This window comes from Acinetobacter sp. NCu2D-2, assembly GCF_001647675.1.
GTDB lineage: Bacteria > Pseudomonadota > Gammaproteobacteria > Pseudomonadales > Moraxellaceae > Acinetobacter.
Window position 1 is genome coordinate 1279822 of record NZ_CP015594.1, and the last position, 22591, is coordinate 1302412.

The window sequence follows — 22591 nt, forward strand, 5'->3', positions numbered from 1 at the left end:
TAATCATCTATAGCTGAAAATAATATGCTCAATTTGAGTGCAAATGGCAAATTGACTCAGATCAAGTACCTATTTTCATAGAAATTTATTTAACCTAAAAAATTATAATCCTTTAAAAGCAATCACTACGTATATAGAACGTATTATTTTATAATTTATTCTGATATACAAATTCATAAATATTAATCAAGAATTAGCATTTTAGATAATAGAATGAAGAAACTTACTCATATAATCAAATAAATATTTTTACCAAGAATGGATTCATTATGACCACTGATCAGGACTTAACTCAAATTAACGAATCAATTGATCAAGTTCTCATCACATTAAAATCAATCTCTAATGCAGATCGTTTAACCATTTTATGTCATTTGTCCAAGCAAGAATTAAACGTTACACAAATCGAAGAAATAACAGGTGTACGCCAGCCTACACTTTCACAACAACTCATGATTTTGCGTAAGAGTGGTCTTGTACATACACGTCGTGAAGGTAAACAAATCTTTTATTCTCTACAGGATGAAAAACTGATTGAACTACTTAAAACCTTACACCAGTTATATTGCCCACAACTCAATAATGAGTACGAACAAGCATCCTAACTGAATCAATATGTGTTGAGTTAAATGCTAAAAGTTAAATCATTCGATCCGCTGATTAAGTGAGCTTGACAAACTAAGACTTCTTAGCAGTTTTTGTGCATAATATATCTATATTTGTGATTTAGAAGTTTTCATGTCTGCCAATAAGTCAAAACTGCTTCAATTTCTTCCCGCATGGGCATGGCTCAGTCAATATAACCAAATCAAATTTAAATCTGATTTGCTTGCTGCATTGATTGTGGTTGCCATGCTAGTTCCGCAAGGAATGGCATACGCAATGTTGGCAGGCTTACCACCCATTATGGGCTTATACGCCAGTATATTACCTATGCTTGTGTATGCCTTATTGGGTGGTAGCACGACTTTATCGATTGGTCCAGTGGCCATCATTTCAATGATGACCTTTGCCACGCTGAATCCTATGTTTGAGGTGGGATCACCTGTTTATATCGAAGCTGCGACCTTGCTTGCGATGATGGTCGGTATCATTTCTCTATTACTCGGCATCTGTCGTTTTGGCTTTCTCATTCAGCTGATCAGTCATCCGGTGATTAAAAGTTTTATTATTGCCTCTGCCTTACTCATTGCCTTGGGACAATTAAAATTTATCGTCAATGTCCCATTAAATGCCAATAACATTCCTGAATTTATTCAGACACTGCTTACTTATTTCCCTTTTATCCATTGGCCAAGTGTGGTCTTTGGTGTGATTAGCATCGCCATACTGATTTATTTACCTCAGGTATTTAAAATTGAAAAAGTGAAAGCACTGCTTGGCTCTACAGATTTTCTGATTCGAGCAATCCCCTTACTTTTAGTGATTACAAGTATTGTGGCTGTCGTTATGTTGAATTTAACAGGTTATGGCATTAAAACTGTGGGCACTATTCCATCAGGCTTTCCACCTTTGTCATTTCCACATTGGAATACTGACCTTGTGCTGAAACTGCTACCCGGCGCAACCATGATTGCCATGATCAGTTTTATCGAGTCCTTATCCATTGCACAGGCGACCGCACTACAACAACGCAGTCAACTGAATAGTAATCAAGAATTGATCGCGCTAGGCGTAGCCAATATGAGTGCAGGGATGAGTGCGGCATTTCCGGTAACAGGGAGTTTGTCGCGTACTGTGGTCAATGCAGATGCTGGGGCAAAAACGCCTATGGCGGGTGTTTTATCGTCTTTATTGATTGTAGTGGTCAGTCTGTACTTCACCCAGTTTTTTGAAGATCTTCCACTGAGTATTCTTGCGGCTACGATTATTGTTTCGATTTGGAAATTGGTTGATTTCACTCCCTTTGTTGATGCATGGCGCTATTCTAAAGCTGATGGTATCGCGATGTGGATTACCTTTTTGGGCGTTATCTTTATTGATATCTCAACTGGCCTCATTATTGGTATCGTTTCTACATTTATTCTGATGTTATGGCGGATCAGCCGTCCGCATATTGCGGTTGTCGGATTGGTTGAAGGAACACAGCATTTTAGGAATATCCATCGTCATCAAGTGGTCACTTCCAATCACGTATTGTCATTACGAATTGATGAAAATTTGACGTTTTTAAATGCCAATGCACTAAAGGGATATTTGATTAATCAATTGAGTGATTATACTGATATTCATCATGTGATTTTAAATTGCTCAAGTATTAGTGCGATTGATTTAAGTGCATTGGAAATGCTTGAAGATTTAAACGCCGAGTTGTCTAAACTCAATATCCGCTTACACTTTGCTGAAGTTAAAGGTCCTGTAATGGATCACCTGCAAAATTCCAAACTGCTAACTCATTTAAGTGGACGGATTTATTTGACCCATTTTCAGGCTTTAAAGGATGTTGCACCTGAAATTTTTTCACAAAATAAAGATTATTCGATATAAATAATCTCGTCATAAATCACGTATTTTAAGTTTAGAAATACGTGATCATTTTGACTAAATGGTCAAATAAAACTAAAGAACCTGATTTATTTTGTGTCCGTTTATCAATTCATATCGTGCTAAATTTATGATAAATATCAACTATATCGTTTAAAATTAGTACAAATAGAATAATTACACTTTAATAATATTATTAATTTTCATTAACTTATATTTTATCTAAAAATATATTTTAAGACATTTTGCTTTTGAGTATAAAATAGTGAAACTTTTTATCGAAATTCGCCCTCGTCACTCAAACAAGGCACTTTTATGTTCTCTGCCCTCATGCGTATGAGTTTAGTCTCCCGTATTATTATCGCCATTATTTTAGGTGTAGCTGTAGCTCTCTTCTTCCCAGAAGCTGCTCCTTCCCTAAGTTTACTTGGTGACTTATTTATTAAAGCATTAAAATCAGTCGCACCTATTCTTGTTTTTGTTTTAGTTATGGCTTCCATTGCTAACTTCAAAGTAGGACAAGGTAACGCCAAAATAAAACCAATTATGTATATGTACGGTGTGGGCATGTTCCTCGCTGCATTTAGTGCAGTGATTGCAAGTATTGTTTTCCCAAGTACCTTATTCCTTGATGCGAGTGCACAAGCAGATTTACAACCACCAGGTAGTTTGGTCGAAATCCTTAGAAATTTGCTTTTAAGTTTTGTTGCGAACCCGGTGACTGCAATTGCTGAAGCAAACTTTATTGGTATTTTAGCGTGGTCTGTGGCCTTGGGTACTGCTTTCCGTTATGCATCAGATACAACTAAAATTGTTTTAAATGATGCTGCAAATGCCATTAATCACGTGATTCGTTTAGTGATCAGTTTTGCACCGATTGGTATTTTTGGTTTAGTAGCAGTCACTTTCGCTGAAGCAGGTTTAGATACTTTAGCAAGCTATGCGCATTTATTGGCGGTGTTAATTGGTACTATGGCATTCGTTGCCCTTGTAATTAACCCAATTATGGTTGCAATTGTTTCTCGTCAAAACCCATATCCTTTGGTATTCACTTGCCTTCGTGAAAGTGGAATCACTGCATTCTTTACGCGTAGTTCGGCCGCGAATATTCCTGTAAACATGGACTTGGCAAAACGTCTTGGTGTTTCAGAGTCAACCTCAAGTGTGGCTATTCCACTTGGTGCAGCCATTAACATGGCAGGTGCTTCAGTCACGATTACCATTTTATCATTAGCAACTGTACATACCTTGGGTATTAGCGTTGACTTTATGACAATGCTCATTCTATCTGTAGTTGCCGCAATTTCTGCTTGTGGCGCTTCAGGTGTCGCGGGTGGTTCGTTACTACTTATTCCAGTGGCATGCGGATTATTTGGTATTTCTACCGATGTTGCGATGCAAGTGGTCGCGATTGGTATGGTGATTAGTGTGCTTCAAGATTCAACCGAAACAGCACTCAACTCATCTACGGACGTCTTATTTACTGCAGCAGTAGACCTCGCAAAAAAATAATCTTATATTGAAAATTAATTCATTTTCTTTATTTGCATTATGCCTTTGCAACGTTTGCCCGCGTGGATACAACTGGGTGCATTTTTCTTAGCCTTTAATGCAGGCATGATCAATGTACTCGGTTTAATTACGGTTTTACATCAGTCTGTCTCACATATGACTGGCAATGTCAGTATGCTGGGAATGGCACTCTTGGCAGGTCATATTGACCAAGTCATCTATCTTGCCATTGTCATTGTGTGTTTTTTGATTGGTTCGCTGATCAGTGGATTGATTTTGGGAAATAGTCACTTTTACTTAGGATTACGCTATGGTTATCCTTTAAGTTTAGTGGCTTTTTTTATTGTCCTCTGTTGGCTGTTATTACCGTATGTACCGCAATATGCCCTGTTATTTGCTTGTGTTGCCATGGGTATTCAAAATGCCATGGTCAGCCACTATAAAGGCGCCATCATACGTACCACACATTTATCGGGCGTATTGACAGACTTAGGCTTGGCATTCGGTTATCGCTTAAGAGGTTTAGTATTAGATACTAAACGTGTCATCTTGCATGTTTTAATCTTGCTCGGATTTTTATTGGGTGGCATCCTTGCCAGTTGGATTTATCCTTCTTTAAAATTAAACGCATTCTTGATCCCTGCTGTACTGAGTCTCATCATGAGTTTGGTATATTGGGTGATCTATTTACGTTATCGACATCTTCACAGTTAGTTTGGAAATTCTTATGGTTAAAAATGCATTACAGGCACAATTGTTAAAAGCAGGTCTGGTCGATAATAAAAAAGCAAAAAAATTGTCAAAACAAGCGGTACATGAAAAACGTACCGGTGAAAGCTCAGAAGCGGAAATTAAAGCCAATATTGAAAAAGCCAAACAAGAAAAATTAGCGAAAGATCAAGCGATTGAACAAGAGAAAAAAGCCGCACTGCATGAAAAAGAGCTGAAAGCTGCCATCATGCAAATGATTAACCAGCATAAAATTCGTGATATTGATGGTGAAATTGCTTATCAATTCATCGATGAAAAAATTAAGAAGATTTATCTCAATCAACAAATTTACAATGCTTTGGTAGCAGGTAGCCTTGTGATTGCCCGTGAAGGTGAAGCTTATGCCGTGTTGCCAAAAGCACTGGCAGATCGTATTGATGCCAAAATGCAGGGCTTTATCATCGTCAATAATTCTGAGAAGAATGAAGAAACTACAGATGAAGAAGATCCGTATGCAGCATACGTGATTCCTGATGATTTAATGTGGTAATTCATAAAAATTAAAAGCCCCGCTATGGGGCTTTTTTTATACGTTAAATGAATCATAGAAGGTTTTATTTACAGATTAAAAAATCTAAAACCATCAGCAAAATAAACACAGACTTTAGTGTTTCATTTCACTTAGAATATATGCCAATTGATGAAGTTAACTTAGGTGAATGAATGTTTAAATGGTTTGAAAATTTGGTAGACCCCTATCCTACAAACAATTTAAATCAACCATTACCGAAAACATTCTTTGCTTTTGTTTGGCAGGCTGCCACTGGTGTACGCCGTTATTTGCTGCTATTGGTGCTATGTACTGCAGGAGCTGCGAGTTTCGAAGCGTTGCTATATGCCAAAGTGGGTGATTTGGTCAACTGGCTCAGTCAAAGCCAACCTGATACATTTATCGAACAGCATGCCACCAATCTGACCATTTTAGCTTCTGTGCTTCTTGCGAATATCGTATTTGCAAGTATGCAATCCATTATTAAACACCAGATTCTATTTAGTAATTTCCCAATGCGTTTGCGTTGGCGCTTTCACAATTTATTGCTGAAACAAAGTTTGGACTTTTTCCATAATGACTTTGCCGGGCGTTTATCTGCCAAAGTCATGCAAACAGCGCTCGCAGTACGCGAATTCTGGGTGATCTTGGGCGATATACTGGCTTATGTGCTGATTTACTTTGTCACTATTAATATTGTGTTGGGCGGGATCTCTCCGCTTCTGATTGTACCGCTTTTTATTTGGCTGATTTTATTTGTCAGTGCAGCGCTGTACTTTATTCCTCGTCTGAGCAAAATCTCCAATGCTCAAGCGGATGCACGTGCTGTTATGACCGGTCGTGTCACCGATGCCTATACCAATATTCAAACGGTTAAACTGTTTGCCCATGCAGGACGTGAGAGCCAATATGCCAAAGCCTCGATGCAAGAATTTATGGTGACTGTGTATAAACAAATGCGCTTGGGTGCACAGTATGAAATTACAATTTTATGCTTAAGTGTGGTGCTGTATGCCGGTGTGATTGGGACAGCCGTTTGGTTATGGATGCAAGGTCAGGCACAATTGGGTGTGATTGCAGCCACCACAGCCATGATTTTAAAACTGAACAGTATTGCTGAATTTATTATGTGGCAAACCTCTGCCTTATTTGAAAATGTCGGTACCATTCAGGATGGCATGAAAACCTTAGGTCGCCCAATCAGCATTGAAGATAAGCCTAATGCACCTGAATTACAGCTGAAGCAGGGTGAAATTAAATTTGAAAATGTCAGCTTTGCCTATAACGATAAAAATGTCATTCAACAGTTTAATTTAACCATTCGCCCGGGTGAAAAAATTGGGGTTGTAGGACGCTCTGGTGCGGGGAAATCCACATTAATTCAGTTGTTATTGCATTTCTATCAGGTCAATCAAGGTCGTATCTTAATTGATGGACAAGATATTTCCGAAGTTACCCAAGACAGTTTGCGGAAAAATATTGCGTTGGTGACTCAAGATACTTCGCTCTTACACCGTACCGTGGCTGAAAATATTAAATATGGCCGCCCTCAAGCCTCCGATGAAGAGATGTTTGAAGCGGTTCGCAAAGCCAAAGCTGAAGAATTTATTCCACAACTGACCGATTTACGCGGTAAACGTGGCTATGAGGCCTACGTCGGTGAACGTGGTGTGAAACTTTCAGGCGGACAGCGCCAACGGATTGCGATTGCACGGGTATTTTTAAAAGATGCGCCGATTTTAATTTTGGATGAAGCAACCAGTGCCCTCGACTCTGAAGTTGAAGCCGCTATTCAAAGTAGTTTAGATGACTTGATGCAAGATAAAACCGTCATTGCAATTGCACACCGACTGTCGACCATTGCACAGATGGATCGTTTAATTGTGCTTGACCAAGGTCAAATCGTTGAGCAAGGCACGCATGATGAATTAGTTGCCTTAGATGGAATATATGCAAAACTGTGGCAACGCCAAACAGGCGGATTTTTAATCGAACAAGACACCAAACAAGGATGATGTGAATGCTGTATTTGGAAGATTTAAATATAGGTGATGTATTTGAAAGTCGCCCATATTTGATGGAACTTGATGAAATCATAGAATTTGCACAACGCTATGATCCGCAAGTATTTCATACGCATCCAGATGCAGCGCAGCAACATCCCATTTTTAAAGGTTTGGCAGCCAGTGGTTGGCACACAGCAGCTGTCGTGATGCGACTATGGACGGAATGTTTTCCAGTTGCCTATGGCCTCATTGGCTCCGAATCACACCTACAATGGCCGCGTCCAACTCGACCGAATGATCAGATACGTGTTCGAGTAAAAATTACAGATATCCAACCTTCAAAACGTAAAAATGATCGTGGGATTGTGAGTTATGAAACTGAAGCACTCAATCAAAATGATGAAGTGCTTCTTCAATCCACAACCAAAATTCTTGTATTTAAACTCGACTTTACACTGAATTAGTTTGATTTTTACCCAGAAATCAAGCTAATCTGCACAAGTCATTTACACAATGCTCAACGTATTGTCTGACAATAAATACTTAAAAATAGACTGTTTCATGACAGTATTTATTCGATAAGAAAAATTTGAAAGAATGCAACGGATCGCGCATGAAGACAATTGTTCCACGTCAAGACCAAGGTATTCCAGGTGTATATGGTCTTTTACTTCTCGATGTTATCTCCCGCTGGGGTTATAACGACGAGTCCTTATTTAAACCTTTTAATTTAAACAGTGAACAATTAGCCGATCCTGAATTTCGTATTCCGACACCGATTGCCAATGAATTGGTCAAACATGCGCTTAAACTCACAGGTGAACCGACCCTTGGGTACCATTTGGGTACGCAGATGCGTATTTCGATTCATGGCTTTATTGGCTATGCCATTATGACGGCGAACAACATTACCGATGCCTTAGTCTTGGCCAATCGTTTTGTACAACTTCGTATGCCATTTTTGCAGCTGTTTTTCTCCACCTTTGGGGAAAAAGCCACTGTTCAACTGCAAACTGATGTGCAATTAGAACCGCTTCGTACTGAAATTTCAATCGCACTGATTATTGGCATGATCAGTATGGCAAGTGCGATTACAGGCGTTGATAAAGCCAGTGGCGATATTGATTTTGACTTTAAAAAGCCTGACGGGTTTGAGCGCTTTATGGCAAAACTGCCCTACCATCAATTCCGTTTTGAACAGCCACATTTATTACTAAGTTTTGATAAAAGCTATTTAGCCAATAAGTTGGTACATGCTGATCCAATTGCCAGTCAGATTGCTATTAATCAATGTGAAGCTGAACTATCGGCTTTAGGTGAAAGACACCGAATTTCCATGCGTGTCCGTGACATTTTGACCAATTCTGAACAGCATTATTTAAGTATAGAAGCAGTTGCCGATCGTTTGCATATGTCTGACCGGACGCTCAAACGCCAATTGGCTGCAGAAGGTACATCATTCTCTACCATTGTCGATGAAGTACGTTATCGCCATGCAACTTCTTTACTTTCACGTACAGACTTTACGTTAGAGCAAATTGCTGACGAACTCGGTTATAGCGATGTAGCGAACTTCAGTCGTGCTTTTAAACGCTGGAGTGGTCGTAGTCCAAGCAACTGGCGTAAAGATCCGTACCTTTAAGCCTTTCGTTTTGCCACAAAAGAATGTATAAATCATGGCAAAAATAATCTTTAGCTATATTTAGGGAGTTATCCGTGAATCATCCTTCAGAATTAAAGTACGCAAGTACGCATGAATGGGTTCGTATCGAAGGTGATCTTGTTGTAACAGGGATCTCTGACCATGCACAAGATGCGCTTGGTGACTTGGTTTATGTTGAAGCACCAGATTTAGAGAGTCATATTACTGCTGGTGAACAAGCAGGTGTGGTTGAGTCTGTTAAAACTGCGTCAGATATTCATGCCCCTGTTTCTGGTGTTGTCGTAGAAATTAACCCTGCACTTGAAGATGATCCTGACTTTATTAATGACGACCCATATGGCAAAGGTTGGATCTATAAAATTAAACCTGACAATATAGCAGATGTTGAAAAATTACTTTCAAGTGCTGACTACGAAGCTGGCCTTTAAGACCTGCACTCCAAGTTAATTTCAAAAACCAGTCTTCATCGGCTGGTTTTTTTGCTTAAAAAAAGCTCAATTACGTTTAATATGTTAATCATTTCGCGTTTTTGACCAAATAATATTGTAATTTTCACATATTTTGCATAAAATTCACTCACCTCGAATCGCCAAGAGCTGAGGGGTTAAAACAATAATCATAATTCCCTCTCTCATTATTGCGTCTCATCCTGTATATGCTTAGGACTCCTAATGAACGTCTCAACTGCGCCGTTGTGGACAAAGCCTTTTATGCTTTGTTTGGCAAATAATTTATTTTTATTTGTTTTCTACTTCGCTCAAACCACAATTCTGCCCATTTATATCTTAAAAGAACTTGGTGGTACGCTGACACAAGCGGGACTGACCATGACAGTCTTTATGGCAGCAGCAATTTTGGTGCGTCCATTTAGTGGTCTGATTATTCAGAAGTTTGGTGTGCGTAAAACCCTGATTATTTCTGAAACCTTCTTTACCTTATTTACGTTTACGTATTTGCTTGCAGATAATCTAACGTGGTTATTGATCATCCGCTTTCTACATGGGATTTGGTTTAGTATTTTATCGACTGTGGTTGTGCCTGTGGTCAATCAATTTATTCCAGAAAAACGTAAAGGCGAAGGCATGGGTTACTTCGTCATGTCGATTAATTTAGGCATTGTGTTAGGCCCATTTCTTGGCTTAAGTTTAATTCAATATATGAATTATCTTTCAATTACCGCGATTTTAAGCGCGATGGTGTGCGTCGGTTTTATATTCTGTTTCCTTATTCCAATGAAAGAGCCTGTGAAACCTGTCAAAGTCCAATCTCAAGGTTCTTTCTTTAATATCAATAATTTTGTAGAGAAAAAAGCTGTTCCCATCGCATTATTGGCTATGCTGATTTCATTTTCATATGCCAGCATTATGTCGTTTATTGCGCCTTTTGCCGCTTCAAAAAATCTGATGGCTTATTCAGGTCTCTTCTTTATTGTATTTGCAGTTTCGATGATGAGTCTAAGACCCATCACCGGCAAAATATATGACCGTAAAGGACCTAAATATGTCATTTACCCTTCACTTGTTACTTTTAGCTTAGGTTTATTTATTTTAAGCCAAGTTGAAACATTAACAGGCTTTTTAGTTGCAGCGGTGTGTATTGGTTTAGGTTTCGGCAGCGCACAGCCATGTATTCAAACCCTGGCACTACAACGTGCACCGAAACATCGTATTGGACATGCAACTTCGACTTTCTATACTTTATATGATTTAGGTATTGCGATTGGTTCAACTGTGGTTGGACTTATTATTGCAGCGCAAAGTTATAGTTTCGCTTATATTTTCTGTGCAATATTAACTTTGCTGAGCGTGTTGTACTTTAAAGTCTTTATTGATCGAAAAGCTGTAAATGCCTAATCAATAAGGGATGCATTTAGCATCCCTTATTGATTTTATGCAGATTCCTTTTCAGCATCTTCATCTTCTTCAGGTTTAGGCTCTTCATACATGGTAAATTCAGTTGCAGCGGTTGCACTTGCTGTATTTTGGCGTGTCCCTTTTAATTTAATTTGTAGACGTAATTCATTGGTTGAATCAGCATTTCGTAATGCTTCTTCATACGAGATTGCGCCTTCGTTATACAGATCAAATAATGCCTGATCAAAAGTTTGCATACCCAATTCACGCGACTTAGACATAATTGCTTTAAGTTCGTGAAATTCGCCTTTTAAAATTAAATCTGAAATCAGTGGTGTATTCAGCATAATTTCAATCGCAGCACGACGACCTTTGCCATCTTCCGTACGAATCAAACGCTGCGAAATAATCGCCTTCATATTGGATGATAAATCCATTAATAACTGATTACGGCGCTCTTCTGGGAAGAAGTTAATAATTCGGTCTAGAGTTTGATTGGCATTATTAGAATGCAATGTCCCTAAACATAAATGCCCAGTTTCAGCAAAGGCAATCGCATGCTCCATGGTTTCGGTATCACGAATTTCACCAATCAAAATCACATCGGGCGCTTGACGTAAAGTATTTTTTAACGCGTTATGCCATGAGTGGCAATCAACGCCAACTTCACGATGAGTAATCATTGATTTTTTATGTTTATGCACGTATTCAACAGGGTCTTCAACGGTAATGATATGCCCTGCAGAGTTTTCATTACGATAGTCAATCATGGCGGCAAGTGACGTTGATTTACCAGAACCTGTACCACCCACGACCAAAACTAAACCTCGTTTTTCCATAATCACATGTTTGAGCGACTCAGGAAGTTTTAGTTTTTGAAAGTTTGGAATTTCAGCGGTAATGGTTCGAATGACCATACCGACATTGAGCTGTTGCTGAAACACATTGACACGGAAACGCGAAACACCCGGTACGGTAATGGCAAAGTTACATTCGAGTTCAGTTTCAAATTCTTGACGTTGACGCTCATTCATTAAGCCGTAGGCAAACAGTTTGGTTTTTTCAGCAGTCAATGTTTGCTGACCGAAAGGTTTCATCAATCCCTGATGCTTAATACTTGGAGGGAAATCTGCAGTAATAAAGAGATCGGAGCCGCCGTATTCCACCACTTTAGTCAACATATGGTGCATAAAGCGTTTCGCTTCTTCCAATAGATCTGCCGTAAACATACTGTAACCCCTCGGCTTTTATATTATATAAACTATTGATGATGTTAATATTTTGTAGAGATATTGATTGTGTAATGAATGCTGATAACTTTCAAATCATATTTAAAATTCAAACAAAAAAGTTTAAAGGATTCTGTGAACCAATTCTTATTATTTTATTAAAACGTTATGTTTATAAAATAACAGCTCCCTCATTTATGAGAGAGCTGATCATTAAGTTTAAGGATTATGCACTGCGTTTTAGATTAAGTCTTGCCAATGATTCTGCAACATTTAATAAAAGTTGTTCGGTTTTTTCCCAGCCCAAGCAACCGTCTGTAACAGACTGACCATAGGTCATATTCTCAGATATTTTTTGATTGCCATCGACTAAGTGGCTTTCTAGCATCACACCACGGACATGCGTATGCAGACGTTCAGCAACGATTTGCTCGAGTACATTTGGCTGTAATAATGGATTTTTACTGCTGTTACCATGACTACAATCAATGACCAGAGCAGGTAATTCTGTTTTTGATTTGGCTTTTATTTGATTAATTTCAGTCAAACTGAAGTTTGGACCACTATTTGCACCACGTAAAATCAAATGTGCTTTCGGGTTACCTTGAGAATGAATCATGCAGGGTAAACCGTGTTGGCTCATCCCCATGAATTGATGTGAATGAGAAGCAGATTGAATGGCATCTAATGCAATTTGAATTGAGCCATCTGTGCCATTTTTGAAACCAATGCTGTATGGCATATGACTTGAGATTTCACGATGAATTTGTGATTCGCTGGTACGTGCACCAATGGCACCCCAAGCCAATACATCATCAAAGTAAGCGGTCGCCATTGGATTTAAGATTTCAGATGCGATTGGCAGACCGAGTTCAGCAATTTTTATGTAAAGTGCGCGAGAACGTTCCAAGCCTTGATTCATATCTGATGAATCATCTAGGTTTGGATCATATAAAAATCCTTTCCAACCTACAGTGGTACGTGGTTTTTCAATATACGCGCGCATAACAAGGAAAATCTGATCAGCCACTTGATCCTGTAATTTTTTTAATTTTTCGGCGTACTCAAGTGCAGATTGCTCATCATGAATAGAGCATGGTCCTGTGATGACCATTAGGCGATGATCTGTGCCATCTAAAATATTTTGAATGGTTTGTCGATGCTGCGAAATCTGAATCTGTAAAGCATTTGATAATGGTAATTGTGCTTTAAGTTGATGCGGTAAAGTAAGAAGTGTTTCTGCTTGCTGTTGTTCTGAAGTATGTAAATGTGTCATGACTATTTTCCTTTGGACTGGGTCATCAGTCCGAACTTTTATTTGAGCGTTATGGGTCTAAGGTTTGATGAGCTGAGCGTCATAAACTTGTTAAAGTAAGTCCAATAAAAGTTGCTAAAGTAAAAATAGTTAAATGTAGTCATGAGTTATCTCCTAAAATATTATAAAAATCACATGCATAAAAAAACCTGATCAGGGTTGCCGATCAGGTATTAACTGGTGGGCAACCTTTCTTTGCCCGAACGCGTTCAGGCAATTATCTAAATTGCCAAAAATAATACACGTTAGTTTGAACAGGTTGCTTTAACATGAGATGTATTCATCAAAATGTATGTCTGAATTAAAAATACGCGTTGTTCGCTAATTTGACAAGCACTAAATGTGTAATTTCACGTATCTTTAAAAGATTTTTTAATTTGTTGCATTAAAAATCATAAAAATATGCAGCGCTGATCTTTTTCTCTATTCGTCTACGATGTAAATCATTTTCTATCTAAAAAAAAAGACGGGATGAACCCGTCTTTTATGCAGAATTAACTCAAATTAGTAGTTAATCACGGTACGAATTGATTTACCTTCATGCATCAAATCAAATGCCTCATTGATTTGCTCAAGTGGCATCGTGTGGGTCACAAAAGGTTCAAGTTGAATATCACCTTGCATGGCTTGTTCTACCATACCTGGTAATTGTGAACGACCTTTCACACCACCAAATGCAGTCCCCATCCATTTACGACCAGTCACCAGTTGGAATGGACGTGTAGAGATTTCTTTACCTGCACCAGCAACACCAATAATCACAGATTGACCCCAACCACGGTGTGCACATTCCAGTGCAGAACGCATCACATCGACGTTACCAATACATTCAAATGAATGGTCAACGCCCCAACCGGTCATTTCGACAATGACTTGTTGAATTGGTTTATCAAAATCTTTTGGATTTAAGAAATCAGTCGCGCCAAATTCTTTTGCTAATTCAAATTTGTCTGGGTTGGTATCAATGACAATAATACGACCGGCTTTGGCTTGACGCGCACCTTGGACAACAGCTAGACCAATACCACCTAGACCGAAGACTGCAACGGTATCACCTTCTTGAACTTTTGCCGTATTGTGTACAGCACCAATCCCTGTAGTTACGCCACAACCTAACAAACATACATGCTCATGGTTCGCTTCAGGATTAATTTTAGCAAGGGATACTTCCGCAACAACAGTATATTCTGAGAACGTAGAACAACCCATGTAGTGGTAAATCGGCTGACCGTTATAAGAGAAACGTGTTGTACCGTCCGGCATTACCCCTTTACCTTGAGTTGCACGAACCGAAGTACACAAGTTGGTTTTACCTGATTTACAGAATAAACATTCGCCACATTCTGCTGTATAAAGTGGAATCACATGATCGCCTGGCTGAACGCTGGTCACGCCTTCACCGACTTGAACCACAACACCTGCACCTTCGTGACCTAAAATGGCTGGGAAAACACCTTCAGGATCTTCACCTGACAAGGTAAATGCATCCGTATGGCAAACGCCTGTATGACTAATTTTAACGAGAACTTCACCCGCTTTTGGTGGCTCAACATCCACTTCAACGATTTGTAATGGCTGGCCTGGGCCAAATGCAACGGCTGCACGTGATTTCATCGAAAACGATCCTTTGTTTGCTGTGTTAACAGATGAGTAACAGTAACCTCTTTTTATTATGAGATTCAACCTATAACATCAAAATATACCTTATAAAAAAATAGATCAGTTGTAGGACTTTAATGACAAAATTGCATTTGATGTGGGTGGCTTTATTTTTCAATCTTTTTTTGCTGACAGGTTGTGATTTAGCCGCTAATACAGCCCAATCCGCAAAAATGACACCCATACACGCTGATCATTGGTTTACATCTGAAAAATCAAAGCAAAATTTGCAGCAAGGACAGACTGCATATTTACCGTTATATGACGGATTTATGAGTATTTCTGCACGTCTCTATATTATTAACCGTGCCAAATATAATTTAGATTTACAGTATTACATTTGGGAAGATGACCATATTGGTAATTTAATGTTAAGCCAATTGCTAAAAGCCGCCGATCGTGGTGTGAAAGTCAAACTATTAATTGATGATCAAAATGGCACTAAGTTGGACGACACCTTAAGAACACTTAGCCAACACCCTAATTTTGAAATTCGGATTTTTAACCCTTACAAATTTAGACATTTCCGAGTTTTGGATTACGGCCTACGTATGCGCCATGTGAACCACCGTATGCACAATAAATTAATTGTTGCAGATGGCAGCGTTGCTGTAACAGGCGGACGTAATATCAGTAGTGAATATTTTGATGCCAGTTATCAATTTCAGTTTACCGATGTTGATATTTTCTTTGCAGGCACAGCGGTTAAGGATGCCAACCAAAGTTTTACACAATTTTGGAACGATGACCTAGGTTATGACATTCGTCAAATCGCCCGCAAAAATACACATATAGATGATTTAAAAAATTTACGTCGGTCATTTGCCCATGATTCAGGCGCAGAACAGAAATTAAAACAACGTATAGAACTTGCGGAAAAAGAAATAGCCAAACAGCTTGAGCTACAGCCTGTGCAATGGGCAAAAGCGCATTTCGTTGCCGATCATCCGAATAAAATTCGTGGGCAAGCCCAAGATGCTGAGTATATCTATGATCAAATGATTCAAATTATGGGTGAGCCACAGCAACATTTGGAATTGGTCTCGGCCTATTTTGTTCCAACACAAACCGGAACGGACTATTTAACTAAACGCGCTAAAAATGGCTTAAATGTCAGAATATTAACCAATTCTTTTTTAGCCAATGATGTCGCGATTGTGCATGCGTATTATCAACAATACCGTAAAGCCCTATTAGAAAGTGGCGTGCAATTATGGGAGTTTAAACCTTATATCGAACGCCCAAACCGCACATGGTATGAAAAAATGACTGGCAATATTATTCCAGCTAAAAATAAAAACAGCTCGAGTTTGCATGCTAAATTTTTTGATGTAGATGGCAAGGTATTTATTGGCTCATTTAATTTTGATCCACGATCCGCCAATTTAAATACAGAGGTTGGATTGGTGATTGAATCTCAAGCCATACAAGATCAAATCACACAAAACTTAAATCATTACTTACCCCGAATCGCCTATGAGCTAAAGTTAGATAAAAATGGAGAAATCATCTGGCTAGATCATGGAAAAAATAAAGCGACGATTCAACATACAGTTGAGCCTGAAACCACAAAATTTCAGCGTTTTATGATAAATACCGTAGCAAAAACACCATTTGAATGGATGATGTAATGACAAGGCAATGATACAATTTACTCATTTGTCAATTTTAATCAAATAAAGCGTCAATTTTTTTATGGCAATAGTTTATGAAATAGATTTTACCTGAACGTCATATTGATCTAAAATTACACTTTTCTCGTATTCTGCGAAATTTTTCGCTCATTTCCCATGCAATTTTTTGATTTAAACCGTCAATTCAAGTTAAGTGATATTTTAACCCCCTACAAAACCTTAGATGAGCTTGCCCAACAAGAATGGTTTTTATCAAAAGTTCGGGTGGAACACGACTGCTTATCAGATTCAGACGTTCTTGAAGGACAAGCCGTTTTAAAATCCAATGAAAATATTCAAATTGAATTGGAATGGCTTATTCAAGATACGGGTTACGAGCTGCAAGTGCTGTTTAAAGGCATAGAGACTGAAGCCAATGAAGAAACCTTGGTTATGGTCAAAGGTGCGCAGTTAGTTGATTCACAGCAGCAGTTAATTACAGCTCAGACACTCAGTCTTTGGATTGATGGCACGTTATTGCCAATGCTACCGCATATTCGTCGTGAGATTAAATCCCGTCTTAATCTTTGGGATTATGTGGAATACGATGGTTAAATCGAAATTAGAAAAGTAAGGTAATAATTCTCGGATCGTTATGATTTATTATTTCTGCCCAATTTCAGTGTCTTCTCCATTTGGGTTTGGACTTTTTTCTTGTGGTATAGATGGTATTAGAAAACCCAACTGTTTTTTCATTTGTTCAAGATTAGGCTGACTTGCAAATCTTACGACACGATACCCAGCTTTAGAACATAGCTCATCCCGTTGTCGATCTTGATCAGCACGATTACGGTGACTGTTATCATCCAGTTCAATTAAACATGCAACCTGATAATCGCCATCTAAAATGACAAAATCGATGATCTTACGATTATAAGTTGCGCGTGTTGCATAGTCTTTTGAATATAAAAAGGCACTAAATGAAACTTGTGAAAAAATTGTATATTGGGGCAAAAGTTGTTTTAGCTTTTCATATAAATGTATTTCATTTTCCGTCATGATTCTTTTAGATGAAATTTCACCCGTTGCACTTTTAGATTTTGACTTCCTATCTTGTACATTATTCTTTTGAGACCTCAATATAAATTGAAATGCTATAAAAATAATAATAATCGTAAGAATCAGCCACATCTGAATCATCCTCTCTTTATTTATACATTGCTTTTGTTTTTAGCTTTCTTAAAGTAAGCCTATTTCCTTAAATAAGTTTAAGTAGGCTTCTGCTTTTATTTCAAGTTTTAGTGGATATGCACGAGATGACGATGGCATACGATGTAAAGTTATTGTTCGATTAGCAAAATAGCCTTGTGAACTTTGACCAATAGTTGGTTTTTCAACATTCATAGGCATATTCAACATCAGTGTATCGGTCGCTTTATCACCTGTCGTCATAATATGTGTGCATTCAGGCATTTTTTCTAAAAGTTTAGTTAAATCTGTGGGTGTAACGATTTCTAAAAATTTATCCGATGCATTGCCTTTAAGCCGTTTGACTTGATACGCCGTATCAAAGATCGCAATGCCCTTTTCTGTTAAAAAATCTCGAATGGATTGTTCATGAAAATTTTTATTCGGGATATCTAAAAAATAGTCTTTGTTGTTAAAGAAACACAAGCCGAATATACGCCACATGTCGTTTTGGTAATTGGGATAATAAAAACGCATTTTCCAACGAGTTTCAGGCGGTGGGAAACTCCCCAGCATCAATAGTTTGGCATTGCTTGGAGTAAATGGCGCTAAAGGATGCGTTTCTATTTCAATATCAAGCATAGAATTTTATTTTTAAATAATGAGTATTGGATTTTAGACCTTTATTGCTTCGGTATAAATCTGTACTTCATTTTTTAGTATATGAGATGAGTTTTATTCATCATATAAAAAGCCCATCGAAGTGATGAGCTTAGTTTTATTTATCTTGATCCATAGAATGTGGGGTCGTAGATTGGTCTTGTTGGTTGGTATCTGTATCACGCTTCTGACAAGCAGACAAACCGACCATCAACACTAAACTTAAAATCGCTACAGCTTTCATCCGTCTTCTCTGTAATGAACTCAAGTTTTAATCTAACAAAAACCATTTTAGCCAATGTTATTTTATGCAATAAAATAGCCTTGATTTGTTAGTAAATCACACTCTAAAACTGTTTGCGAATTTTATTAGCCACTTCTTTGCCCCATAAGGCATAAATTTCTTTGCTTGGATGAAAACCGTCATCAGCCATGCTTAGATTGAGTTTTTTATAACTTTCAACATCATACTCGATCCATTGTAGATTATGTCGTTCTTCCACCAAGCGATTAAGTTTCTGATTCATTTCATGCGCATATTTACCAAATAACCAACCTAAAGGTTTTGGTAGTGCTGGGAACATATTCATCGGAGGAACACCCGCCGCAATAATTAATGAGGGTGAAAACTTTTCATCAATGAACTTGTACATATTTTGCTGGTTTTCAATCCAGTTATCGGGATCCATAAATTTCAATACATCATTTACTCCCACAGATGTAATCACAACATCATAATGTGTACTGTCTAAACGTCCAAAGTTCTGAATTACTTTTGGTGTGGTATGGCCTGATTTTGCATGTAATTTCCATTCAATCGCATATTCATTTTCCAGCTCTTTGAGAATGGCACCAGATAATGCATCTTGTTGCGATTGGACACCCACACCTGCAGCTGCGGAATCACCCAATATAAGTATAGATAACGGTTTCCCCTGACCCCAGTTTCCTTGGCGTGTACCTTCTGGCTCTGGTAAACGAGGTGTATTTTTTTTTACTTTTTTGCCCTGAAAAAGTAGAATAGGTATAAGTGCAATGGTCGTGAATTTAAGCAACATGGCCATATCTAAAATGATGAATTATTATAAATTTTATACTGATTTATAAATTTTCACATAACTATTTATTGGATTATTAACATTAAATGATTTATTAAAAATCCCGCTAATAAGGCGGGATTTTTAAATTTATTTTATTTTGCGTTTACTTCATTCCAGCGGTTCATACGCTTGAATGTGCCAATATCATTAAAACGGACACCCACTTCTTTCATGACTTTGTGCGCCGTTTTTGCAGTCATTTGACGAATATAAAACGGTTCTTTAACCACAAAGTGATGAATTGCATGGGTTGCACCAAAGTTAAAACAAAACAATTGAAAAGGTGCTAACCACCATGGATTTAAAACTTGAGTCTGTTTAATCACATCACGAGGATCAATGTCACCATAATAATGCATGTTTGAGCTCACAAACTGTAAGCTAAATGAACGTAAGTAATTCGGTAAGACCCAAATAACTGCGAGTAGATTAACCCATGGCATCATTTCTATCACAGTTTCAGACCACAACATTTCATAGCCAAATACAGATGCAATTAAGTTTGCACCATGGTAAACCGCAAACAAATAGCACAATCCATAGTAGACAATACTTAAAGGCAAGAAACCTAGAATGTTCATCACACGTGTTAAAATACGTTCTTTTTCCGGTTGTTTTTCGACAAATGCTTCAATCATTTTAAACATTTGAATTGGACGTAGATATACCGACATCAGTTGATCGCTCATGACCAAAATACGTCGAATGCCCCATGGCATTCCATTACTGATGCCACGCTCTTCTAAATCGCTTTCTGTACCTGAGTATTTATGATGATGTAAATGCATACGGCGGCGTGCCCATGGACTAATCGTATTTGGGCGTGCTAACCATACCAGCGCCAGCATCAAATGATGAGCCCAGGGCATTTTTTTAAAATACATATAATGAATCAGATCATGTTCAAGTTCATGCGTCAGTGATGCAAACATTGCAATCAATGGCACGGTGACCCATGCATTAATATGGCCATAGACATATGCCATAGCTGAAGCGATCATCCCTGCCCATGCGAAAATTAAAATACTGGCACCAATAAAATTCTGATGTTTAAGTATTGGATAACGCTCGCGTAATTCTTCACCAGCCTGAATCACAACTTTTCTAACCTTAGAAATACGCTGTTGATCAGTCATATCCGAAGATAAAGACATAGGGACAACCTTTAATTTATGAACACTTGTACATTAAAGGAATTTAGAAAAAAAAGAAGATCAAAGCGATCATTTTGAGTGAGTATGTATAAGCTTTAAGCAATATTTACATTTATTATTTAAGTAGATGAAAATAAATACATTTTTTGTATGTTTTATAGACTTAAAATCTCTTTATCTGTTTATGGATTCATAAATATGAAAAAACATCATATTTAGAAAATTATTCTAATCAAATTGAGAAACAATAGACATTAAATTCTAAATCAACCAAACAATTCATATTATAGATGTATGATTTTTAACAATTTTATAATTTATAAAATCCTTTAAATGACATATTTTAAAATTATTATGGGGTGGCAATGGTATATCAGATGAATATAAATAAATCAGTTCACGGCAAAAAATCACAGCCAATCATTGCCCAATCTTGGTTAAAAGATCTTCAAAAACATCAGGATAGATTGGATTTCCGTATAGAAACTCAAGCAATACTAAAAAAGATTATTAAATCACCAAGCATTGAAGAACAACAACAAGATTTGTCTAATAATTATAATCTTCTTCTACAACGACCACTGACGAAATTACAAAGCCAGCGTCTATTTCAAGATTTCAACCAACATCATTTGAGTTTTGAATACGCGTTTCAGACTTTTGAGCAAATGTGGCACGATCAATGTGTCATTCATCCTGAAACCTTGAAGCGGCTTGATCCACATTATATTAGTCAAAAATTTGCAAATGCAGATACGGCTAGATATCAAAATTATTTAATTCGACTACTCTTTATATTATTAAGCGTTCATCCTTTAGAGAAACAATTACCAGATTATATTCACGATTATGTGGCGTGGATGAATGGACTTGAAAAAGCGCAGACAACAGCAAAAGTTACTTTAAGAAGTCAGCCTGATATTCAAAGTGATGTTTTACTTGAGCTACCTAAACATAGCATTGTAAATGTCTATCATGATGATAATTCGCTATGGAAAAAAATCCGTTTAGCTGATGTAGCACAGACTCAAGATGGCTATGTGATGTCAGCGTATTTAAAATTCTAATTTGAATACATTAATAAAGCCTCAAGTGAGGCTTTTTAATTTTCGTATTAACCGAGTTTATTAACTAATTTCAATGGAAGGATTTTCATCGCTAAACCGATTGGCAACCAAGGCCATTTCGGTACATATGCTTTTACAGGTGCTTTTTCAATTTCAGCGGCTAATAAACGCGAACCTGTTTTTTCATCGACTTCAAATGGTAATTTTTTCGCACCTTCATTAATCTCAGTACGGATATAACCCGGGAAAATGGTCGTGACTTTAATCGGTGTATCAATGAGTTCAGCACGAATACCCTCAGCCAAATGTGCCACACCTGCTTTACTTGCGCCGTATGCCGTCAAATGTTTTGGCATACCACGCATGGCACTCATAGATGAAATCATCACGAGATGACCTGAGTTTTGTGCACGGAAAATTTCCACCGCAGCTTCACATTGTGCCAAAGCTGAAATAAAGTTGGTTTCAACTGTTGCTTTGTTAATCGCAAAGTTACCTTTACCAATACGACGACCTTCGCCCACACCTGCATTAACAATAATGCGGTCAATCGTGCCAAAATCTTCTTTAAATGCACGGAATACTTCAAACACTTGATCGTAATTGGTTACATCTAAAGTCTTTGCAATCACTTTGATGCCGTATTGGCTTTCCAATTCTTGCTTTAAGCTTTCCAAACGCTCTAAACGACGTGCGCACACCGCCAAGTTATAGCCCTTTTGTGCAAATTCACGTGCCATGCCTGCGCCAATACCTGAACTTGCGCCCGTGATTAAAATTGTTTTTGCCATCTTTATTTTCCTTTTTATTTCGTCATCCATACATAC

The 22591-nt window shown here is 37.8% G+C and carries 22 protein-coding genes; 13 read left to right on the forward strand and 9 right to left on the reverse strand.

Features of this window, described 5'->3' with window-relative positions; all coding sequences use genetic code 11:
* Positions 1-269: 269 nt before the first annotated feature.
* The 10 genes from A3K93_RS06065 to A3K93_RS06110 all read left to right on the forward strand — a co-directional run bounded on the left by A3K93_RS06065 (position 270) and on the right by A3K93_RS06110 (position 10779).
* Complete coding sequence (locus A3K93_RS06065; RefSeq protein WP_067729861.1) at positions 270-605, forward strand: ArsR/SmtB family transcription factor; 336 nt, start codon at positions 270-272, stop codon at positions 603-605.
* Positions 606-738: 133 nt separating this feature from the next.
* Positions 739-2487: a SulP family inorganic anion transporter gene (locus tag A3K93_RS06070; RefSeq protein WP_067729863.1), complete on the forward strand. Its 1749-nt coding sequence runs from the start codon at positions 739-741 to the stop codon at positions 2485-2487.
* Positions 2488-2799: 312 nt separating this feature from the next.
* Complete coding sequence (gene sstT / locus A3K93_RS06075; protein WP_067729865.1) at positions 2800-3996, forward strand: serine/threonine transporter SstT; 1197 nt, start codon at positions 2800-2802, stop codon at positions 3994-3996.
* A 39-nt stretch (positions 3997-4035) separates the two neighbouring features.
* Positions 4036-4710 (forward strand): YoaK family protein, encoded by a 675-nt coding sequence (locus A3K93_RS06080; protein ID WP_067729867.1) that lies wholly within the window; start codon positions 4036-4038, stop codon positions 4708-4710.
* A gap of 13 nt (positions 4711-4723) precedes the next feature.
* The gene (locus tag A3K93_RS06085) at positions 4724-5257 is read left to right on the forward strand and encodes a DUF2058 domain-containing protein (protein ID WP_067729869.1); all 534 of its coding nucleotides are present in this window, start codon (positions 4724-4726) and stop codon (positions 5255-5257) included.
* Between the two features lie 173 nt (positions 5258-5430).
* Positions 5431-7272, forward strand: a complete 1842-nt coding sequence (locus tag A3K93_RS06090; RefSeq protein WP_067729871.1) for an ABC transporter ATP-binding protein — start codon at positions 5431-5433, stop codon at positions 7270-7272.
* A 5-nt stretch (positions 7273-7277) separates the two neighbouring features.
* Positions 7278-7727: a MaoC family dehydratase gene (locus A3K93_RS06095; RefSeq protein WP_067729873.1), complete on the forward strand. Its 450-nt coding sequence runs from the start codon at positions 7278-7280 to the stop codon at positions 7725-7727.
* A gap of 149 nt (positions 7728-7876) precedes the next feature.
* Positions 7877-8905 carry an AraC family transcriptional regulator gene (locus tag A3K93_RS06100; RefSeq protein WP_067729875.1) on the forward strand — a complete coding sequence of 343 codons (1029 nt, stop codon included), beginning with the start codon at positions 7877-7879 and terminating at the stop codon, positions 8903-8905.
* Between the two features lie 74 nt (positions 8906-8979).
* Positions 8980-9354: a glycine cleavage system protein GcvH gene (gcvH, locus tag A3K93_RS06105; RefSeq protein WP_067729877.1), complete on the forward strand. Its 375-nt coding sequence runs from the start codon at positions 8980-8982 to the stop codon at positions 9352-9354.
* Between the two features lie 243 nt (positions 9355-9597).
* Positions 9598-10779 (forward strand): MFS transporter, encoded by a 1182-nt coding sequence (locus A3K93_RS06110; protein WP_067729879.1) that lies wholly within the window; start codon positions 9598-9600, stop codon positions 10777-10779.
* Between the two features lie 35 nt (positions 10780-10814).
* Here the strand turns inward: A3K93_RS06110 and A3K93_RS06115 are convergent, their stop codons facing one another.
* The 3 genes from A3K93_RS06115 to A3K93_RS06125 form a co-directional block, all read right to left on the reverse strand.
* Complete coding sequence (locus tag A3K93_RS06115; protein ID WP_067729881.1) at positions 10815-12008, reverse strand: PilT/PilU family type 4a pilus ATPase; 1194 nt, start codon at positions 12006-12008, stop codon at positions 10815-10817.
* Between the two features lie 226 nt (positions 12009-12234).
* Complete coding sequence (locus A3K93_RS06120) at positions 12235-13284, reverse strand: 3-deoxy-7-phosphoheptulonate synthase (RefSeq protein ID WP_067729883.1); 1050 nt, start codon at positions 13282-13284, stop codon at positions 12235-12237.
* Positions 13285-13827: 543 nt separating this feature from the next.
* Positions 13828-14937: an S-(hydroxymethyl)glutathione dehydrogenase/class III alcohol dehydrogenase gene (locus tag A3K93_RS06125; RefSeq protein WP_067729885.1), complete on the reverse strand. Its 1110-nt coding sequence runs from the start codon at positions 14935-14937 to the stop codon at positions 13828-13830.
* Positions 14938-15059: 122 nt separating this feature from the next.
* On the opposite strand from A3K93_RS06125, the gene A3K93_RS06130 reads away from it, so the two are divergent.
* Positions 15060-16613: a phospholipase D family protein gene (locus A3K93_RS06130; protein WP_067729887.1), complete on the forward strand. Its 1554-nt coding sequence runs from the start codon at positions 15060-15062 to the stop codon at positions 16611-16613.
* Positions 16614-16772: 159 nt separating this feature from the next.
* Entirely contained in the window at positions 16773-17210 is a 438-nt protein-coding gene (locus tag A3K93_RS06135; RefSeq protein ID WP_067729889.1) for a hypothetical protein, read from the forward strand.
* Positions 17211-17258: 48 nt separating this feature from the next.
* Here A3K93_RS06135 and A3K93_RS06140 read toward each other — a convergent pair whose 3' ends face one another.
* The 5 genes from A3K93_RS06140 to A3K93_RS06155 all read right to left on the reverse strand — a co-directional run bounded on the left by A3K93_RS06140 (position 17259) and on the right by A3K93_RS06155 (position 20697).
* Entirely contained in the window at positions 17259-17786 is a 528-nt protein-coding gene (locus tag A3K93_RS06140) for a DUF2726 domain-containing protein (RefSeq protein WP_067729891.1), read from the reverse strand.
* Between the two features lie 48 nt (positions 17787-17834).
* On the reverse strand, positions 17835-18425 hold the full coding sequence (locus A3K93_RS06145) for a uracil-DNA glycosylase family protein (protein WP_067729893.1): 591 nt from the start codon (positions 18423-18425) through the stop codon (positions 17835-17837).
* 136 nt (positions 18426-18561) lie between these two features.
* Positions 18562-18711 (reverse strand): hypothetical protein, encoded by a 150-nt coding sequence (locus A3K93_RS14895; protein ID WP_157883263.1) that lies wholly within the window; start codon positions 18709-18711, stop codon positions 18562-18564.
* Positions 18712-18790: 79 nt separating this feature from the next.
* Positions 18791-19501, reverse strand: a complete 711-nt coding sequence (locus tag A3K93_RS06150; RefSeq protein ID WP_067729895.1) for an SGNH/GDSL hydrolase family protein — start codon at positions 19499-19501, stop codon at positions 18791-18793.
* A 134-nt stretch (positions 19502-19635) separates the two neighbouring features.
* The gene (locus tag A3K93_RS06155; protein WP_067729897.1) at positions 19636-20697 is read right to left on the reverse strand and encodes a fatty acid desaturase; all 1062 of its coding nucleotides are present in this window, start codon (positions 20695-20697) and stop codon (positions 19636-19638) included.
* A gap of 377 nt (positions 20698-21074) precedes the next feature.
* On the opposite strand from A3K93_RS06155, the gene A3K93_RS06160 reads away from it, so the two are divergent.
* Positions 21075-21764: an SH3 domain-containing protein gene (locus tag A3K93_RS06160; protein ID WP_157883264.1), complete on the forward strand. Its 690-nt coding sequence runs from the start codon at positions 21075-21077 to the stop codon at positions 21762-21764.
* 47 nt (positions 21765-21811) lie between these two features.
* Here the strand turns inward: A3K93_RS06160 and A3K93_RS06165 are convergent, their stop codons facing one another.
* Positions 21812-22555 (reverse strand): SDR family oxidoreductase, encoded by a 744-nt coding sequence (locus A3K93_RS06165; RefSeq protein WP_067729901.1) that lies wholly within the window; start codon positions 22553-22555, stop codon positions 21812-21814.
* Positions 22556-22591 lie beyond the last annotated feature (36 nt).

Coding starts and splice junctions, on each gene's coding strand:
- A3K93_RS06160 (WP_157883264.1), top strand. CDS start 21,075: ATGAATATAAATAAATCAGTTCACGGCAAAAAATCACAGCCAATCATT.
- A3K93_RS06130 (WP_067729887.1), top strand. CDS start 15,060: ATGACAAAATTGCATTTGATGTGGGTGGCTTTATTTTTCAATCTTTTT.
- A3K93_RS06065 (WP_067729861.1), top strand. CDS start 270: ATGACCACTGATCAGGACTTAACTCAAATTAACGAATCAATTGATCAA.
- A3K93_RS06095 (WP_067729873.1), top strand. CDS start 7,278: ATGCTGTATTTGGAAGATTTAAATATAGGTGATGTATTTGAAAGTCGC.
- A3K93_RS06150 (WP_067729895.1), bottom strand. CDS start 19,501: ATGTTGCTTAAATTCACGACCATTGCACTTATACCTATTCTACTTTTT.
- A3K93_RS06090 (WP_067729871.1), top strand. CDS start 5,431: ATGTTTAAATGGTTTGAAAATTTGGTAGACCCCTATCCTACAAACAAT.
- A3K93_RS06165 (WP_067729901.1), bottom strand. CDS start 22,555: ATGGCAAAAACAATTTTAATCACGGGCGCAAGTTCAGGTATTGGCGCA.
- A3K93_RS06085 (WP_067729869.1), top strand. CDS start 4,724: ATGGTTAAAAATGCATTACAGGCACAATTGTTAAAAGCAGGTCTGGTC.
- sstT (WP_067729865.1), top strand. CDS start 2,800: ATGTTCTCTGCCCTCATGCGTATGAGTTTAGTCTCCCGTATTATTATC.
- A3K93_RS06120 (WP_067729883.1), bottom strand. CDS start 13,284: ATGACACATTTACATACTTCAGAACAACAGCAAGCAGAAACACTTCTT.
- A3K93_RS06125 (WP_067729885.1), bottom strand. CDS start 14,937: ATGAAATCACGTGCAGCCGTTGCATTTGGCCCAGGCCAGCCATTACAA.
- A3K93_RS06145 (WP_067729893.1), bottom strand. CDS start 18,425: ATGCTTGATATTGAAATAGAAACGCATCCTTTAGCGCCATTTACTCCA.
- A3K93_RS06110 (WP_067729879.1), top strand. CDS start 9,598: ATGAACGTCTCAACTGCGCCGTTGTGGACAAAGCCTTTTATGCTTTGT.
- A3K93_RS06070 (WP_067729863.1), top strand. CDS start 739: ATGTCTGCCAATAAGTCAAAACTGCTTCAATTTCTTCCCGCATGGGCA.
- A3K93_RS06100 (WP_067729875.1), top strand. CDS start 7,877: ATGAAGACAATTGTTCCACGTCAAGACCAAGGTATTCCAGGTGTATAT.
- A3K93_RS06135 (WP_067729889.1), top strand. CDS start 16,773: ATGCAATTTTTTGATTTAAACCGTCAATTCAAGTTAAGTGATATTTTA.
- A3K93_RS06115 (WP_067729881.1), bottom strand. CDS start 12,008: ATGTTTACGGCAGATCTATTGGAAGAAGCGAAACGCTTTATGCACCAT.
- A3K93_RS06155 (WP_067729897.1), bottom strand. CDS start 20,697: ATGTCTTTATCTTCGGATATGACTGATCAACAGCGTATTTCTAAGGTT.
- A3K93_RS06140 (WP_067729891.1), bottom strand. CDS start 17,786: ATGTGGCTGATTCTTACGATTATTATTATTTTTATAGCATTTCAATTT.
- A3K93_RS06080 (WP_067729867.1), top strand. CDS start 4,036: ATGCCTTTGCAACGTTTGCCCGCGTGGATACAACTGGGTGCATTTTTC.